Below are 15,996 nucleotides of genomic sequence, written 5' to 3'. Positions count from 1 at the left end.
GATCGGTTACAGTTTAAGTTTAAATCCTAAAGCAAATGTTCTAGGGATTGGAAGTGAATAGCCTTGGTCATAACCCAAATAATTCACTAACTCCGGATCCCTACCTGAATATTTGCTTACAGTAAATAAATTGTTAGCAGATAAGTACACATATAAATCTCCATTCTTGCCTAAACTATTTCCTACGATATCCTTGAAGTTATATCCTAGCGTCACTGTTCTCAGTTTTAGGAAAGAGCCATCTTCCAGAAATAAGGATTGATTGGTTTGGAATGGAGTTACAGAAGACCATGGATTGTAAAGAGGGTAAAGGCTATAATCGCCTCTCTTTTCCCAATAAGTAATCTCCTTGATTGAATTAATACTGCTTGCATTTTCATTTTCGATGAAATTGAAGCGGTTTGACATTTCTTGATTTACGATTTTTCTACCTAGGCTAAAGTAGAAGTTTAAGTTCAAGTCAAAGTTCTTATAGGTAACCATGTTATTCCATGAACCACTTAGTTTAGGAAGGATATTCCCCTGAAGAACTTTATCTTCTTTAGTAATTTGATTATCAGCATTGGTGTCAGACCAGATTGGATCACCTGCTTTTAAGATGATTCCATTGTAGGTCATTTTCTGACCATTGGCTACTGGTACCTGATCATCAGTTTGGTACATGCCATTATTCTGATATAACCAGAAAGCATCTATTCTTTCACCAACTTTTAATAAGCGGTCATTGACTTCAACCTGATCAAGTCCGTTTGGCAAGGCTAATAATTTATTGTTGTTTACTCCTAATACGATTCCGGTGTTCCAAGAAACTTTGTCATTTTGCACAACATTTCCTGATGCCGAAAGATCGATTCCCATGTTGCGAACATCCATTCCAGCTTCATACTGATAGGCATAGCCGTAATCTTTTTTACCTGGAAGCATGATCAATTGATCCTTGGTGTCCCGAACATAGGCATCCAATGAAATCTGAATGTTACGTTTGTCAAAACCCAGGTCAAATCCTAAATTGATATTATCTGAGTAGGACCATGGTAAGTCATAACCTACCCAACCTACATTATAAGGACGAACAAGTGCTGCAATCGCATTATAGCCAGGAACGATTCTATTTCCGGTATAACCAATTTCAGCAGTGTAGCTAGGACCTTGTGAATAGTTGTCATATAGATTATAATGACCAATACGGCCAACGCTCGCACGGATATTCAACATGCTGATTGCATCGTTATCCTGAGCAAGATCATTTTTGGCATCCCAACCCAAGGCTAAAATCGGAGAGAAGAACCAACGCGTAGTTGGTTGCGCATTTGATGATCCATCATAGCGCATGGTCAAGGCTGCAGTATAAGATTTATTATAGGTATAAGAAGCTTTTCCATAGAAATTAACCATGTTATGCTTAGTTCTATCCAAGAATTTATACACAAGTTGTCTAGGGAAAGCGGTTGGATTCAGGTAATTTCCATTATTTGGATCTGATTCCAATAGATTCAATTTGATAAAATCATTAACTCCCTTGTAAGCATAAGCATAATTGTATTTATAAGTATCCCAGATCAAAGAGTTTCCAACTTCAAAATAGAAGTAATTGACATCGTTTTCAATATCGTAAGACAATTTATTATCTACCAATAATCGTTGGTTGTATCCATAATAATTGGAAGCGAAATTGCTGTTTTCCAAAATTGTACTAGGGTAGAAGAGGTCACGATAGCCTTCATTATAGTCGACTCCGAATTTACTACTCAACTTAATTGGTCCAGCATTGATTTGAAAACGGAAAAATCCTTCAAGAATATTGTTGAAGTTCTTATCGAAACTCTTATCGAACTCTTCTAAGTAAAGGTCATAGACTTCCTTGTTTGGGGCTAAAGGAGCGCCTAAGTCAGGAAGGTAACCCATCATGGCAAATCGATTTCGTAAGTTTCTATTTCTATCGCGATTGACCCGTGAAGCATTGAAAAGGGTTTCAAAATTCAACCATTTAAATGGTCTTAAATTCAGGAAGAACCGCGCATTGTATTTATCCATCTTGGTATCGTCCGCTACACCTGAGGTTTTTACATTTCCAAGTGAGAACTGGAAAGTTGCTCTTGGCTGACCTCCTGATATATTGGCATTGACACCATGGTTTAACCCATTGGAGTAATAGCTGTCGGACCAGTTTGAAGGACCGTAATAATCATTATTTAAGGAGTCACTTAAATAAATTGGATACACATCATCCTGATTAAACTTTCCATTACTGGTATATAGATCATAGAATTGTTTTCTGAAGGCATTTTCATAGGCACCATTGATGGTAGTTACCGTAGGACGTTGAGACATTCCTATGTAACTATTAACGGTTATCCGTTTATTGCCATCGCCGGCTGCTTTTCTGGAGGTGATTTCAATCACCCCATTTGCTGCCAAAGGGCCGTAGGTTGCAACAGCCGAAAGGTCTTTCAAGACCTTAATACTTTCGATATTGTCGATATCAAAATTGGCAAGGAGGTTATTCTCGGTCCCAATTCTTTCGACATCATAGTTTTGGACATCAAAAGCAAATGGGTGTTCTCCGATCAAAGGGATTCCATCCAAAACAACCAAAGGTTGTGAATTGTAAATATCCCTATTGGTAAGGATAGGTTTACTAATTCCCCGAACAAACATTTGAATGTTAGATCCGGGTTCACCGTTTGATTCGGAGACATAAACCCCAGGTAATTCACCTTTAATATACTGCTGTAAACTATTGGCAGTGATTAAAGACGTGGTTTTCATGTTTCTAATGTTGTTGAATTTGGGTAGGTCCAATTCATAAAGTGGCTTTAATAATGCCAAGGTATCCAAGGGTGGAACCGAATCAGTTTCGGTCGTATCCTGGAGCGATAGGTTGGCAAAATCAACGTTATGACAATGTGCATGCCCCACAGACATAGACATAAAAATCAATAACGATTTAAACTTCCATAATACACTCATATTCGCAGTGCGGTTTATAGGTTAGTAAATAGTAGATACTTTTTTAAATCTGAATCCAATAGCTTTCGCTAGAATTCAAATAAAAAATACTGGATGAAATGTAGTAGTTCGCGCTTTCCCTTAGCGGGTTACATAAATTGGTCGCAATTTTTTTCTTCTCATAATTATTTGTTTAGGGTAATTGATTTCTAAAACAACACTGGTTAGATGTGTTTAGTTTGGGTAAACAGAAAAAAAATAATCCTTAACTAGCCGGAAAATAAATTGCTGGAATTAAAAGTTGTAAAAAGCTTCATAATGTGTCTGTTAGTAAACGTTTATATTAATGGTGTAGACTAATTTATAAATAAAAAACGTTTTAGCAAATTTTTTTAAAAAAAATAGCAATTTCTCTCCATATCTGCTTTAACGTTAAAGTAGACATAGAAAAATGTAACATTTAAAAAGTTTTGTTGTTTAGTATTGCCTTATTTGTTTAGTCGCCACGACAAGATTCTGTTAATCTTATTACCCTGATGCATTTGGGTAACTTTGATATCTTCAATCTTATGGTACTCTAAAATTGCCTTTAATGGTTTTAAATTGTCTTTATTAGAAACAAGAACAGAACAAAGTCCGATTTGATCTCTTAGTTCAATACTTTCATAGATCATGTTACTAATAAATTTCTTTTCACCACCCGGAAACCAAAGCTCGTTGGAAAGGCCTTGAAAGTTGGTCTTTGTACTTTCTCCTTCTTGATGAAGTTTTTGGTTTTTCTTTATTACCGTTTGTCTATAGTCATCCCGAGATTTGTAGAATGGGGGATTACATAGAATGGCATCGAAATATTCATTGGGTTGAATAATTCCTTTTAAGGTCTGTTCAGGGTTTTCCTGAGTTCTTAACTTAATACCCTTTTTTAGATAAGGGTTGTCATTTAAGATTTTATGCGCGTGTTGGATGGATTGGATATGGGTATCCGAAGCCACAAAGTTCCAATGATACTCTAGAAAACCAAGAATAGGATAAATGATACTGGAGCCAGTTCCCACATCAAGAACCTTGATGTCTTTTGGATTTTTTGGCTGGATCAGGTCTGCTAAATAATTAATATAGTTTAATCTTCCTGGAATGGAAGGTACCAGACTACCTGGTAATAGATCCCAATTTTTAATTTTAAACTCTGATTCTAACAGCGCTTTATTTAATAAGAACACGGATTCTGTATCCCGGAAGTCCAGAGATTGACGGCCGTCAGGTAATACGACAAGATGTTTCTTCAATGGGTGTACATGTTTGATCAATTTCTTGAAGTCATATTCCTGATTGAACTTATTGCGCGGGTGTAGATTTTTTGAGATTTTTTCCATTATTTTTACAGTACACAAAGATATCTATTAATTAGCAAATATGATCGAATCCAACATATTATTGGTCATGATTCTATTCTTTTTCATGTCCATGTTATTTGTCGTTTCCCAGCGTTTTAAGATTTCATACCCTATCTTGCTGGTAATCGGTGGGTTAGCGATATCATTAATTCCGGGTTTACCCGTGTTTAGTATTAACCCCGATGTTGTCTTTTTGGTTTTCTTGCCGCCATTATTATTTGAAGCGGCTTGGTATACCTCCTGGAATAGCTTCTGGAGAAATCGGCGGTCTATTTTAACGATGGGCTTCGGGTTAGTTTTTGTTACATCCATTGCCATCGCTTATCTATCAGTCAATTTAATACCAGGATTTACTCTAGCCTTAGGCTTTCTGTTAGGCGGAATTATTTCACCTCCAGATGCTGTGGCAGCAACCTCTGTATTAAAAGGTGTGAATATGCCAAAACGTGGAATCACCCTTTTAGAAGGAGAAAGCTTGGTTAATGACGCGGCATCCCTAACGGTTTTCCGAATGGCATTGGCGGTAATCATGACGGGAGCTTTTACCATGCAAGAGGCGGTGATTGGATTTTTCACCTTGGCAATAATGGGGGTCTTTGTTGGTCTTGTCATCGCAAACATCCTGTTTTTTTTCTTGAAATACATAGCGAAAGCATCTAGTATCACAACGCCAATTACGCTGATTGCTCCTTATATAATGTATATCGTGGCAGAGCATTTTGAATGGTCCGGTGTTTTGGCAGTAGTGTCCGGAGGATTATTTCTCTCCTATAGATCCAAAGATTACATGGACTATAATACCAGAATCCAAACTCGTGAGGTTTGGGAGACAGTAGGTTTCCTCTTAAATGGCTTCGTTTTTATCCTCATCGGATTGGAACTGCCAATTATTATTGATGGTATCGAAAGCGTATCGACTTCTTGGGCTATTGAAATTGCTTTGATTATTACCTTGGTAATCATCGTGATTCGGATTGCCTTTATATATATCGTCAATTATCTTCCAAGATTATTTCCAAGAGTCCGTAAGAAAGAACCTTCCCCAGGTTGGAAAATGCCTCTGATTTTAGGATGGGCCGGCATGCGTGGGGTAGTATCCTTGGCCTCTGCACTAGCTATTCCAATCTATGTTTCTAGTGGACAGCATTTCCCGCATCGTAACCTGATTCTATTTATCACCTTTGTGGTCATATTAATAACCTTGGTCGTGCAGGGTTTGAGCTTACCATGGCTGATAAAATTGGTGAACTTGGATGGTAAGTCGTCTGAAATTCCTGAAGAAGCTCAGGTGGAAGCCATCAGATACCGTTTGGTTAATGAGGAAATGAAATTGCTGAAAACAAAATATGCGAAGGAACTGGAAGAGAGTAATACGGTAAAGGCTATTAATCTATCTTTAAAACGTAGTCTTGAATCTACTGCTACCAATCTAAGCAGTGAATCCAAAATCAAGATCGCTAATGAAAAAGGATTGTATAAACAGGTTATGCAAGACCTAATCAATGTGCGTAGAGATGTAATCTATACCTTGGTGAGTGAGAAGAATTATGATGAGTCTATTTTGAGGGGATTGGAGCATAATCTTGACTTGGAGGAGTCGAGGTTGAATCGTCGCTAGTGCGGCCAGGATTGGAGGATTAGAGGAGAGACCAAGATTATTTTTTGAAACTTTTCTTGAAAATGTGAGTGGGAAAACGTGATCGGATAATGGAACGGGGTGTTTTTTGGGCTATACTTGAAAACGAGAGCGGGAAAGCGTGATCGGATAATGGAACGGGTTTTTTAAGGGGTATAGTTGAAATCATGAGCGGGAAATTTCATTATTTCTTTACAAAATGTAAAGATTATGAAAAGGTTAGGGGTTTATGCATTAGTTATTATTTTGATGATTGCATGTAGGGAGAAAAGGCACACAGTTTATATGTCTGGGGATGAGTTTTTGGAGAAGGTATTTCCTACTTATTCTCCGATTGGGGTTGAATTCTCGAAGGTGGTAGATGCGGTTGTCGAATTTGATACGGCGAGGTATGTTCTTGATAGTGATTTAGTTTTTAAATTCTAAAATAAACCATTGTTTACTGCTGATAAGAACAAAGCATTGATCAATACGTATTACCATTGCGGAAATATGTGTGGTCAAGGAGTTGTTTACTACCTTGAAATGAAAGATGGTAAATGGAAGGTTACAGGTTATGATTATTCCTATGAAACTTAGTGAAATTGGGTTTTAGGCTATTCTTTTTGATAACTATGGAAAAATTGTTTTGTTGAATTGGCTTTTCCTTGATCATAGGAGTATCCTAGGTTTTTGGAAACTTCTCTAGCCATCTTGTCAAATAGATCGATCATTTTGCTGCAGGCTGTCCAATTTTCTTGAATATCAGAGCCTGCGAATGTTTGCTCCAATTCTTGCCATTCTTCTGGACTGAGATACTTCTTGAATAATCGCCCGTATTTATTGGTCGTTACTTTCCATTGATTTTTGCTCGCTATGTACCATTCGATCATAGGGATAAAATACTCTACGCGAATGATTTTTTCCTGCATGAATTTGAGATAAAATAGGTCTTCACGAATCAGGCATTTAGGAAGATAGGTCACATCCCAGAAAAAATCTGCAACTAGCTTCTGAAATTCTTCTTCAGTTGGTTTTTTTATGATGCTAACTTGATGAGATGCTGGTTGTAGGCTTTTACAAAGCCCATCCTTGTCAATCAGGATCTCATAGCCAATATCCCAATCCTCAGGTAATTCAGTTGCTGAAACTTCAGATTTAAATTGGTCTTTGCTGTAAATTTTAAAATCAATTTTTACCCCATCCCAATACTGCACCATCTTCATAGCATGTTTTCCTTCAAAGACTTCAATTCCTTCTTCGTAAATATTCAATGGATCTCCAAAGAGATTTATCCAATCCTTGGATTCTAAATAGGGTATGGAATCGTTGAAAACAAGTTCGATATCCAAGTCTGAGAAATCATCAATAGGAGCTAAGGGGTTGACCAAAGAGCTTGTCAACAAGGCTGTGCGGATATCAGCATTGTTTGTGATCCAGGCTTTAATGGCTTCTAATTTTTCATCTCTTGCTTTCATAGGTTTTTCTTCAGATTTTAAGTTAATAAAAAAATCCCAATGCTTATCGCATCGGGATTTTTCTTAACTATTACGTTATTCCAACTTATTTGCTTTGGTTTTCAATCCACTTACGTGCATTTACGAAAGCTTCAATCCAAGGAGAAACTTCGTCTGTGCGTCCGTCCGGATAGTTTGCCCAGTTCCATTGGAAAACTGAACGTTCAATATGTGGCATGGTAACTAAGTGACGACCAGTTTTGTCACTCATCATTGCCGTATTGAAATCTGATCCATTTGGATTGTGTGGATATTGATCGTAAGCATATTTCGCTACGATATTGTATTGATCTTCTTGTTGAGGCAAGTTGAATTTTCCTTCACCATGAGAAATCCATACTCCCAAAGTTGAACCTGCAAGGGTAGACAACATGATGGAATTGTTTTCTTGGATTTTTACAGATACGAAATTGGATTCGTGTTTCTGAGAAGTATTATGCAACATTTTACCATGTACTTCATGTTCAGGATTAATCAATTCCAATTCCATGAACAACTGACATCCATTACAGATACCTACTGAAAGGGTATCAGGACGTTTGAAGAAGTTTTCAAGCGCAGTTTTTGCTTTTTCGTTATATAGGAAAGCTCCTGCCCAACCTTTTGCAGAACCTAACACGTCTGAGTTAGAGAAACCTCCCACAGCACCGATGAATTGAATGTCCTCCAATGTTTCACGACCTGAGATCAAGTCGGTCATATGGACATCTTTTACATCAAATCCTGCAAGGAACATGGCATTGGCCATTTCTCTTTCTGAGTTTGAACCTTTTTCACGAATGATTGCCGCCTTTGGACGTGCTTTGCTGCCGTCAATTACTGGTTTCTTACCATCAAATTGAGCAGGGAAATCAAATCTTAAAGGCTGATTCTTATAGTTTTTGAAACGCTCGTCTGCAGTTCCGTTTTTCGATTGCTTTTGGTCTAATAAATACGATGTTTTGAACCATGTATCTCTTGTTTCAGCAACATCGAAAGTGAATGTATCTGTATTGTTTTTGATGCTTACTGAAGAACCATTGATAGCTTTACCAATTTTGAATGCTTCAATACCTGCATCAGCAAATGCTTTCTCAAATGCAGCATCTTCTTTGGCTTGTAGCACCAATCCGATGTTTTCATTGAACAATGCTTTCACCGTATCAGCCTCATTCAGGCTAGAAAGATCGTATTCAGCAGCTAGATCAACATCTGCAAAACATAATTCCAATAAGGAAGTAACCAAACCTCCAGAACCAATATCGTGACCAGCAGCTATCTGACCATTATTGATCAATTCTTGAACCGCATTGAATGCTTTCTTGAAATACTCTGAATCTTGGATAGTAGGTACATCCGAACCGATTTTGTTTAAAATCTGAGCGAACGTAGAACCTCCAAGTTTGAAGTTATCTTGTGAAAGATTGATATAATAGATGGAACCAGCATTTTTCTTTAACACAGGCTCTACTACTTTATTGATATCTGTACAGTTACCACCAGCAGAAATAATCACTGTTCCTGGGGCAATTACATTTTCGCCATTCGGATATTTCTGTTTCATGGAAAGGGAATCCTTTCCAGTAGGGATATTGATACCTAATTCAATAGCAAAATCAGAACATCCTTTTACGGCTTGGTACAATCGAGCATCTTCGCCTTCGTTGTTACAAGCCCACATCCAGTTTGCCGAAAGGGATACACCTTTCAAGCCATTGTAGATAGGAGCGAAGACAAGGTTGGAAAGTGCCTCTCCGATTGCGTTTCTAGATCCAGCAACCGGGTCAACCAATGCAGTCAATGGAGCGTGTCCAACTGTGGTTGCAATACCTTCTTTAGATTTGTAATCCAAAGCCATTACTCCAACATTGTTTAATGGCAATTGCAATGGACCAGTACATTGTTGTTTTGCAACACGACCACCAACACAACGGTCAACTTTATTGGTTAACCAATCTTTTGAAGCTACAGCTTCAAGTTGTAATACTTGGTTCAGGTAATTAGGAACCTCGTTAACATTATATTCAAGGTCAGCATATTTGCGCTGAACCTGACTGTCGTTCATGATTGTTTTTGGAGAAGAACCAAAGAAATCCTCTAAGGCATAATCCATTGGTTTTTCACCTGTTTTCTTAGATTCGAAAGTGAAGCGATGATCCGCTGTTACATCACCAACAGTGTACATCGGCGAACGCTCGCGGTCAGCAACTGTTTTCAATTTTTCGATATCTTCTTCTGCAATCACCAAGCCCATACGTTCTTGGGATTCATTACCAATAATTTCTTTAGCAGATAAAGTAAGATCTCCCACTGGAAGTTTATCCAAGTCGATCAAACCACCTGAATTTTCCACTAGTTCTGAAAGGCAATTTAAGTGTCCACCAGCACCATGGTCATGGATAGAAACGATAGGGTTTAAATCGCTTTCAACAAATGCACGAATAGCGTTAGCTGCACGTTTTTGCATTTCAGGGTTGGAACGTTGAATCGCATTCAATTCGATACCTGAGCCAAATGCACCGGTATCTGCTGAGGATACTGCAGCACCACCCATACCAATACGGTAGTTTTCACCACCTAGGATAACAATTTTATCTCCTGCAGCTGGTTCATGTTTTTTAGCTTGACTTAACTTGCCATAACCAATACCACCTGCTTGCATGATTACCTTGTCATAACCTAATTTACGACCTTCTTCTTCATGCTCGAAAGTAAGTACAGAACCCGTAATCAAAGGTTGACCAAACTTGTTTCCAAAATCAGAAGCCCCGTTAGAAGCTTTGATCAGGATATCCATTGGCGTTTGGTATAACCAAGGTCTTTCTTCCATTCCTTTTTCCCAAGGGCGGTCATCCAACAAGCGTGAATAAGCTGTCATATAGATTGCTGTACCAGCAAGAGGGAGAGCACCTTGACCACCAGCAAGACGGTCACGGATTTCACCTCCAGAACCTGTAGCAGCGCCAGAGAATGGCTCTACTGTAGTAGGGAAGTTGTGGGTCTCAGCTTTTAAGGAAATAACAGAGTCGAAATCTTTCTCCTCATAAAAGTCCGGTTTATCTGCTGTTTTAGGAGCAAACTGCGTTACTTTAGGTCCTTTTATAAAAGCAACGTTATCCTTATATGCAGAGACAATATCATTAGGATTTGTCTCGGATGTTTTCTTGATTAATTTGAAAAGGGAGGTAGGTTGTTCCTCACCATCAATAACAAAGGTACCATTGAAAATCTTGTGACGACAGTGTTCCGAGTTTGCTTGTGAGAAAGCGAATACCTCTGAATCTGTTAGTTTGCGACCAATCTTTTCAGCTAATTTATTCAAATAATCTACTTCCTCTGGTCTCAATGCTAATCCTTCGGATTTATTGTAAGCCTCGATATCATCAATTTCCAAGATTGGCTCTGGACTGATGTTAATAGTAAACATATCCTGAGTCAGCGCGCTGAATTTTTGGGAAATCATAGGGTCGAAATCCTTGAAATCAGCATCTACTTTTTGGAACTCTTCAATCCGGATAATACCGGTAATACCCATGTTTTGGGTAATCTCGACAGCGTTTGTGCTCCATGGAGTTACCATTGCAGCCCTAGGGCCTACATAGTAGTCATTTAGCGTTTGTTCGTCGAGTTTTTTAGAGTTGCCGAAAAGCCAGTTTAGTTTGGAAATATCTTCAGTAGATAAATCATTTTGGGTTTGAACAGCATAAACTGTGTTCAATGGGTTCACGAAGAAATGAATCATTATTAAAGTGAATTTGAACGTCCTTCAATTATTCTGCAAAGTTACGGAATATTTAAATAATAAAATGGCTTAAACCGGCATCTTTTTAAGAAGTAAGTCGGTTTTTTAGCTCAATTGCTCATGCTATCGTCAAAATGTGATTTTTGCTTACAAAATATTACATTTGTAGAATGGCTTTGAGGCGAATAAACAAAGTTCAACGTCGGAAACTATCAATATTTCTACGTTGTATCATCATTTCATTTTTAGCTTGGACCTTGTTTGCAATATCCAGTGATTATACCTTCACCAAGAAGGCCAGCATGAGCTATGTGAATTTGCCTGAAAATAAAGCTTTTCACCCCTTGCAATCCGATACGGTTTCGGTCAAAATAAAGATGTCAGGCTGGAAGGTGTTCATGGAACGCCTGCATCCCGATACGGCCAAAATACAAGTGGATCTTTCTGGTTTGAAGTCTCGCAATTTTATTGTTTTTGGAAACCAAATCGGATTTATCAACCGACAGTTTCCCAGCGACAAACAAGTAGTTGCGGTTTCACCAGATACCCTTTATTTCGATTTTTCTAAACAAACCCAACGTAAAGTGCCAGTCAAAGCCGTAGAGCACCTTACTTTCCAAAGGCAGTATGGGGTAATCGGAGCAACTCGCACAAATCCGGAGTATGTGACCATTACAGGACCTTTGGAAGATGTGGCAAGTATTGAGTTTCTCGAAACAGATACCATTAAAGGCAAGGATGTGAATACCGATGTGCGGACCGTAGCTTATTTAAATAAACAGCAACGGACAAATATTACAATCTATCCGACTTTTGCGGAGGTAATCGTGCCGGTAGGGGAAATAACAGAGAAAATTATTGAGCTACCTATCAAGGTTGAGAATAGTAAAGGTTATACCTCAGTACGGGTATTGCCAAGTAAGGTGAAAGCTACGATTTTGCTTGCTGTAAAGGATTTTAACAAATATACTTCCAGGGATTTTGAAGCAGTGGTTGATTTGGACGCTTGGAAGGAACATAAGGTTTCGAGTCTACCGGTTATTATTACCAAGATGCCTGACTATGTGAAGGTCTTGAACATAGAGCCTCAAAATGTGGACTTTTTTGTAAGAAGATAACATGGGTTTAAAAATAGGGATTACCGGAGGAATAGGCGTTGGCAAAAGCGTTGTTACTAAAATCTTTAAGGTTTTGGGGATTCCCACTTATGATGCCGACAAGGAAGCCAAGGATATCATGGTGAAAAGTGATGCAGTTCGGGCATCCTTGATTTCAACCTTTGGCTCGGAAGTGTATCATGAAGATGGTAGCTTGAATCGGGAATGGCTTGGAAAACGTGTTTTTTCTGATGCTGAAGAATTAAAGAAATTAAATGCCATAGTTCATCCGGCAGTAATCAAGGATGGCGAAGATTGGGCAGCGGCTCAAACCTCTGCATACAGTGTGAAAGAAGCAGCTCTGCTTTTTGAAAGTGGCTCTTATAAGGCTTTGGATTTTACCATTTTGGTTAGTTCTCCTTTAGCAATCCGCATAGAGCGGGTGATGAAGCGAGATCAGGTCGATCAAGAGGAAGTTCAAAGAAGGATAAACAAGCAGATGCCTGAGGAAGAGAAAGAAAAACTATGTGATTTTATTATCTATAATGATGATAGCCATAGTTTGATAGAACAGGTCATGGAACTGCACGCGAAATTTATCGCTCCAAAGAATAAGTAATGCAAATTATTGAAGATTTTTTAGTGAAGAGGGATAAGGGCTATTATTGTCCTTATGGTGATTTCTATATTGACCCATTATATCCAGTTAAACATGCTGTGGTGTCACATGCTCATGGAGACCATGCATCTCCGGGACATAAAAATATCTTTTGTACAGCGGGAACTGCTGCAATCATGCAGTTGCGATATCCTAAGCAACCTATAGAATCCTATCAGAAGAAGGATTTTTCGGAGTTTTTCCAAATAAATGGGGTTGATATTTATTTTATCCCTGCGGGACATATTTTGGGTAGTGCGAAGATCTTGATGATCTATAAAGGGGTGAGGTATCTTTATACAGGAGATTATAAGTTACAAGAAGATTCGACTTGTGAGCCGATAAAATTTGTGGAAGCCGAGGTTTTGATTACGGAAACCACGTTCGCCAATCCAAATACCAAACATCCGGATCCTATTGCTGAAATCATGAAGTTGGATGTAAAAAGCAATATTTTATTGGGATGCTATGCCTTGGGAAAAGCACAAAGGATTACAGCATTATTAAATCAGCACCTTCCTGAGAAAGAAGTTTTACTTCATTATCAAATCATGCCGATTCATCGGATATATGATCAGTTTATTGATTTTCCAATGAAATATGATTTGTATAACAGGAAATCAATGAAGGAAGCGGGGGATAACAAGGTTTATTTGGTACCACCATTGACTTTTAACAGTTACCGGAGGGCTAAAAATGTGTTGAAGGTATTCGCGTCGGGATGGGAACGCCTGCAAGCGCAGAATGATATTAGTTTATATCTATCTGACCATGTTGATTGGGGAGATATATTATTTTTTATTGAAAAGGTAAAGCCGAAGGCGATTTGGACCTTACATGGAGATGGGCGAGCATTGCATGCACATTTCGCGGAAGAAATAGCGATTCGGGATATACATAGTCAAACATTTATTCCAGATTATTGTTGATAGGGATGATAATCAATATGGAGTAAACGTATGAATAAATTTTTTAGAGCATTAATTGCGGGCTGGGGTGCTAAGAAAATGGGCCTTGGTTGCTTTGGTACAATAGTCGTATTTATCATTATTTATTACTTACTGGGATATTTGTAGGAATAAATTTGGGATTGCGATTAAAGATAAAAATATGGCTAGATGCGGAATATCTAGCCATTTTTTCTGTTTAACAATAGCCAGGACGGCTTATATAAAGAAATTGTGTAGGGAACACTGAATTTCCACATTTATACACAGTTTGAAAAATCTGACACCGATTCGATTAATAGTTTTTGGCTTTTGGTTTCTCGAAATCCGATTGATAGAATTTCAATTTCTGCTAACCTAATATATTGAGTAAAAGTGATTTAAAGAATACCTAATAGAAGGTATTTTCAAATTTCTGAAATTTCGGGATATAACTTACTGATAATTAGGGTTATAATTTTAGCTAAAAAATGATTTTTAAGTATACTGAACAGATAGATTAAGGGATTGTAACAGTTTTTTTGATAAATATTGATATTCAATAAAAAAAGCCTTCGCGATTTGCGAAGGCTTTTTTTGTGGTGCCAGCTGGATTCGAACCAGCGACACAAGGATTTTCAGTCCTTTGCTCTACCAACTGAGCTATGGCACCTTTACAAGATTTTGTTTTGAATCTGTTACTTGTCAGATTTTGGTGGTGCCAGCTGGATTCGAACCAGCGACACAAGGATTTTCAGTCCTTTGCTCTACCAACTGAGCTATGGCACCTTTATTTTGTAAGTCCGTTACCGAACTTGCGATGCAAATATACCGTCCTTTTTCGAATTCTAAAACTTTTGCTCTAATTATTTTCGTGGATTTATTCAAAGTCTTGATTTTGATTGAGATAAAATTACATCAAATAAACATTGTGAATGGGCAAATAACGGTATCTTTGCACTTCAATAAAATATTATGAGTAAAAAAGGAAGAGTTTTGGTGGCGATGAGCGGTGGAGTAGATAGCTCTGTTGCTGCAGTCATGCTGCACGAACAAGGATATGAGGTCATCGGGATTACGATGAAAACATGGGATTATGCTAGTTCCGGCGGCTCTTCAAAGGAAACAGGTTGTTGTAGCTTGGACAGTATCAATGATGCTCGAACATTGGCTGTAAACTATGGCTTCCCACATTATATCCTTGATATTCGTTCTGAATTTGGCGATTATGTAATCGACAATTTCGTGGATGAATATATTGCCGGAAGAACTCCTAATCCATGTGTATTGTGTAATACCCATATTAAATGGGAAGCATTGATGAAACGTGCTGATAAATTGGATTGTGAATTTATTGCAACGGGTCACTATGCAAATATCCGTATGCATGACAACGGTCGTTATGTGATTTCCAAAGGGAAAGACGAAAATAAGGATCAATCCTATGTGTTGTGGGGAGTTTCTCAGGAAAACTTAGCAAGAACCCAATTTCCATTGGGAAGTTTTACAAAAAAGGAAATCCGCCAGATGGCATTGGATATGGATCAAAAGGAATTAGCTAACAAATCGGAGAGCTATGAGATCTGTTTTGTTCCTGACAATGATTATCGTTCGTTCTTAAGGCACAAACGTCCTTTGTTGGATCAGGAGATAGGGCCAGGTAATTTTATTTTATCTGATGGCACCGTAGTAGGTCAGCATATCGGTTATCCGTATTTTACAATCGGACAACGCAGAGGCTTAGGAATTGCCCTAGGAAAACCTATGTTCGTTATTCAGATCCTTCCGGAATCAAATTCGGTCGTGTTAGGAGAGGAGCATGAGTTAGAGCGCAGCCAAGCATTTGTGAAGAATATCAATTTAGTGAAATACGCTTCGTTGGATGAGCCAATGGAAGCTATCACTAAGATTCGTTATAAGGACTCAGGAGCGATTTCTACTTTGACACAGCATGGTGATATCATGCAGGTGGATTTTGTTCATAATGTCAAAGGAATTGCACCTGGACAATCTGCAGTTTTCTACGAAGGTGATGATTTGATCGGTGGTGGTTTCTTAATGAAAGAAGAGAAATAGAATTTTAATTCTTAAACCATAAAAAAAATGCGATGTGAACTTC

At 38.2% G+C, this 15,996-nt stretch carries 11 protein-coding genes and 2 tRNA genes; 7 read left to right on the top strand and 6 right to left on the bottom strand.

Translation table 11 applies throughout. The annotated features are described in order from the left end of the window. Nucleotides 1-6 precede the first annotated feature (6 nt). Nucleotides 7-2,970 carry a SusC/RagA family TonB-linked outer membrane protein gene (locus tag PZ892_RS12590; RefSeq protein ID WP_094279976.1) on the bottom strand — a complete coding sequence of 988 codons (2,964 nt, stop codon included), beginning with the start codon at nucleotides 2,968-2,970 and terminating at the stop codon, nucleotides 7-9. A 467-nt stretch (nucleotides 2,971-3,437) separates the two neighbouring features. Beyond that, nucleotides 3,438-4,322, bottom strand: a complete 885-nt coding sequence (rlmF, locus tag PZ892_RS12585; RefSeq protein ID WP_182499552.1) for a 23S rRNA (adenine(1618)-N(6))-methyltransferase RlmF — start codon at nucleotides 4,320-4,322, stop codon at nucleotides 3,438-3,440. 40 nt (nucleotides 4,323-4,362) lie between these two features. Here rlmF and PZ892_RS12580 point away from each other — a divergent pair, with 40 nt between their 5' ends. The 3 genes from PZ892_RS12580 to PZ892_RS12570 all read left to right on the top strand — a co-directional run bounded on the left by PZ892_RS12580 (nucleotide 4,363) and on the right by PZ892_RS12570 (nucleotide 6,558). Next, nucleotides 4,363-5,961 (top strand): Na+/H+ antiporter, encoded by a 1,599-nt coding sequence (locus PZ892_RS12580; protein WP_094256018.1) that lies wholly within the window; start codon nucleotides 4,363-4,365, stop codon nucleotides 5,959-5,961. A 228-nt stretch (nucleotides 5,962-6,189) separates the two neighbouring features. After that, nucleotides 6,190-6,405 (top strand): hypothetical protein, encoded by a 216-nt coding sequence (locus PZ892_RS12575; protein WP_277711415.1) that lies wholly within the window; start codon nucleotides 6,190-6,192, stop codon nucleotides 6,403-6,405. 9 nt (nucleotides 6,406-6,414) lie between these two features. Then, nucleotides 6,415-6,558 (top strand): hypothetical protein, encoded by a 144-nt coding sequence (locus PZ892_RS12570; protein WP_277711414.1) that lies wholly within the window; start codon nucleotides 6,415-6,417, stop codon nucleotides 6,556-6,558. Between the two features lie 17 nt (nucleotides 6,559-6,575). Here PZ892_RS12570 and PZ892_RS12565 read toward each other — a convergent pair whose 3' ends face one another. Together PZ892_RS12565 and purL are read right to left on the bottom strand one after the other, a co-directional pair. Further along, a complete protein-coding gene (locus tag PZ892_RS12565) occupies nucleotides 6,576-7,436 on the bottom strand; it encodes an aminoglycoside 6-adenylyltransferase (protein WP_277711413.1) in 861 nt (286 codons plus the stop codon). 85 nt (nucleotides 7,437-7,521) lie between these two features. Further along, nucleotides 7,522-11,196 (bottom strand): phosphoribosylformylglycinamidine synthase, encoded by a 3,675-nt coding sequence (gene purL / locus PZ892_RS12560; protein WP_277711412.1) that lies wholly within the window; start codon nucleotides 11,194-11,196, stop codon nucleotides 7,522-7,524. 170 nt (nucleotides 11,197-11,366) lie between these two features. Here purL and PZ892_RS12555 point away from each other — a divergent pair, with 170 nt between their 5' ends. The 3 genes from PZ892_RS12555 to PZ892_RS12545 are packed head-to-tail and all read left to right on the top strand — an operon-like array spanning nucleotide 11,367 to nucleotide 13,880. Then, nucleotides 11,367-12,314 (top strand): hypothetical protein, encoded by a 948-nt coding sequence (locus PZ892_RS12555; protein WP_094256014.1) that lies wholly within the window; start codon nucleotides 11,367-11,369, stop codon nucleotides 12,312-12,314. 1 nt (nucleotide 12,315) lies between these two features. Beyond that, nucleotides 12,316-12,912, top strand: coding sequence for a dephospho-CoA kinase (coaE, locus tag PZ892_RS12550; protein WP_277711411.1), 597 nt, complete (start codon nucleotides 12,316-12,318; stop codon nucleotides 12,910-12,912). Next, nucleotides 12,912-13,880 (top strand): exonuclease, encoded by a 969-nt coding sequence (locus tag PZ892_RS12545; RefSeq protein WP_277711410.1) that lies wholly within the window; start codon nucleotides 12,912-12,914, stop codon nucleotides 13,878-13,880. Before coaE ends, PZ892_RS12545 begins: the two co-directional genes overlap by 1 nt. A 597-nt stretch (nucleotides 13,881-14,477) precedes the next feature. Here PZ892_RS12545 and PZ892_RS12540 read toward each other — a convergent pair. Then, nucleotides 14,478-14,550: transfer RNA gene (locus PZ892_RS12540), tRNA-Phe, on the bottom strand. A gap of 40 nt (nucleotides 14,551-14,590) precedes the next feature. Then, nucleotides 14,591-14,666 (bottom strand) — tRNA-Phe (locus tag PZ892_RS12535). Between the two features lie 186 nt (nucleotides 14,667-14,852). On the opposite strand from PZ892_RS12535, the gene mnmA reads away from it, so the two are divergent. Next, nucleotides 14,853-15,953, top strand: coding sequence for a tRNA 2-thiouridine(34) synthase MnmA (mnmA, locus tag PZ892_RS12530; protein WP_277711409.1), 1,101 nt, complete (start codon nucleotides 14,853-14,855; stop codon nucleotides 15,951-15,953). Nucleotides 15,954-15,996 lie beyond the last annotated feature (43 nt).

Source organism: Sphingobacterium sp. WM (genome assembly GCF_029542465.1).
Taxonomy (GTDB): Bacteria; Bacteroidota; Bacteroidia; order Sphingobacteriales; family Sphingobacteriaceae; genus Sphingobacterium; species Sphingobacterium cellulitidis.
This window is presented reverse-complemented; position numbering and strand designations above follow the sequence as displayed.

What these genes read in the sequence shown, in the direction of transcription:
- PZ892_RS12545 (WP_277711410.1), top strand. Translation starts at nt 12,912, where the DNA reads ATGCAAATTATTGAAGATTTTTTAGTGAAGAGGGATAAGGGCTATTAT.
- purL (WP_277711412.1), bottom strand. Translation starts at nt 11,196, where the DNA reads ATGATTCATTTCTTCGTGAACCCATTGAACACAGTTTATGCTGTTCAA.
- PZ892_RS12590 (WP_094279976.1), bottom strand. Translation starts at nt 2,970, where the DNA reads ATGAGTGTATTATGGAAGTTTAAATCGTTATTGATTTTTATGTCTATG.
- mnmA (WP_277711409.1), top strand. Translation starts at nt 14,853, where the DNA reads ATGAGTAAAAAAGGAAGAGTTTTGGTGGCGATGAGCGGTGGAGTAGAT.
- coaE (WP_277711411.1), top strand. Translation starts at nt 12,316, where the DNA reads ATGGGTTTAAAAATAGGGATTACCGGAGGAATAGGCGTTGGCAAAAGC.
- PZ892_RS12565 (WP_277711413.1), bottom strand. Translation starts at nt 7,436, where the DNA reads ATGAAAGCAAGAGATGAAAAATTAGAAGCCATTAAAGCCTGGATCACA.
- PZ892_RS12555 (WP_094256014.1), top strand. Translation starts at nt 11,367, where the DNA reads ATGGCTTTGAGGCGAATAAACAAAGTTCAACGTCGGAAACTATCAATA.
- PZ892_RS12575 (WP_277711415.1), top strand. Translation starts at nt 6,190, where the DNA reads ATGAAAAGGTTAGGGGTTTATGCATTAGTTATTATTTTGATGATTGCA.
- rlmF (WP_182499552.1), bottom strand. Translation starts at nt 4,322, where the DNA reads ATGGAAAAAATCTCAAAAAATCTACACCCGCGCAATAAGTTCAATCAG.
- PZ892_RS12580 (WP_094256018.1), top strand. Translation starts at nt 4,363, where the DNA reads ATGATCGAATCCAACATATTATTGGTCATGATTCTATTCTTTTTCATG.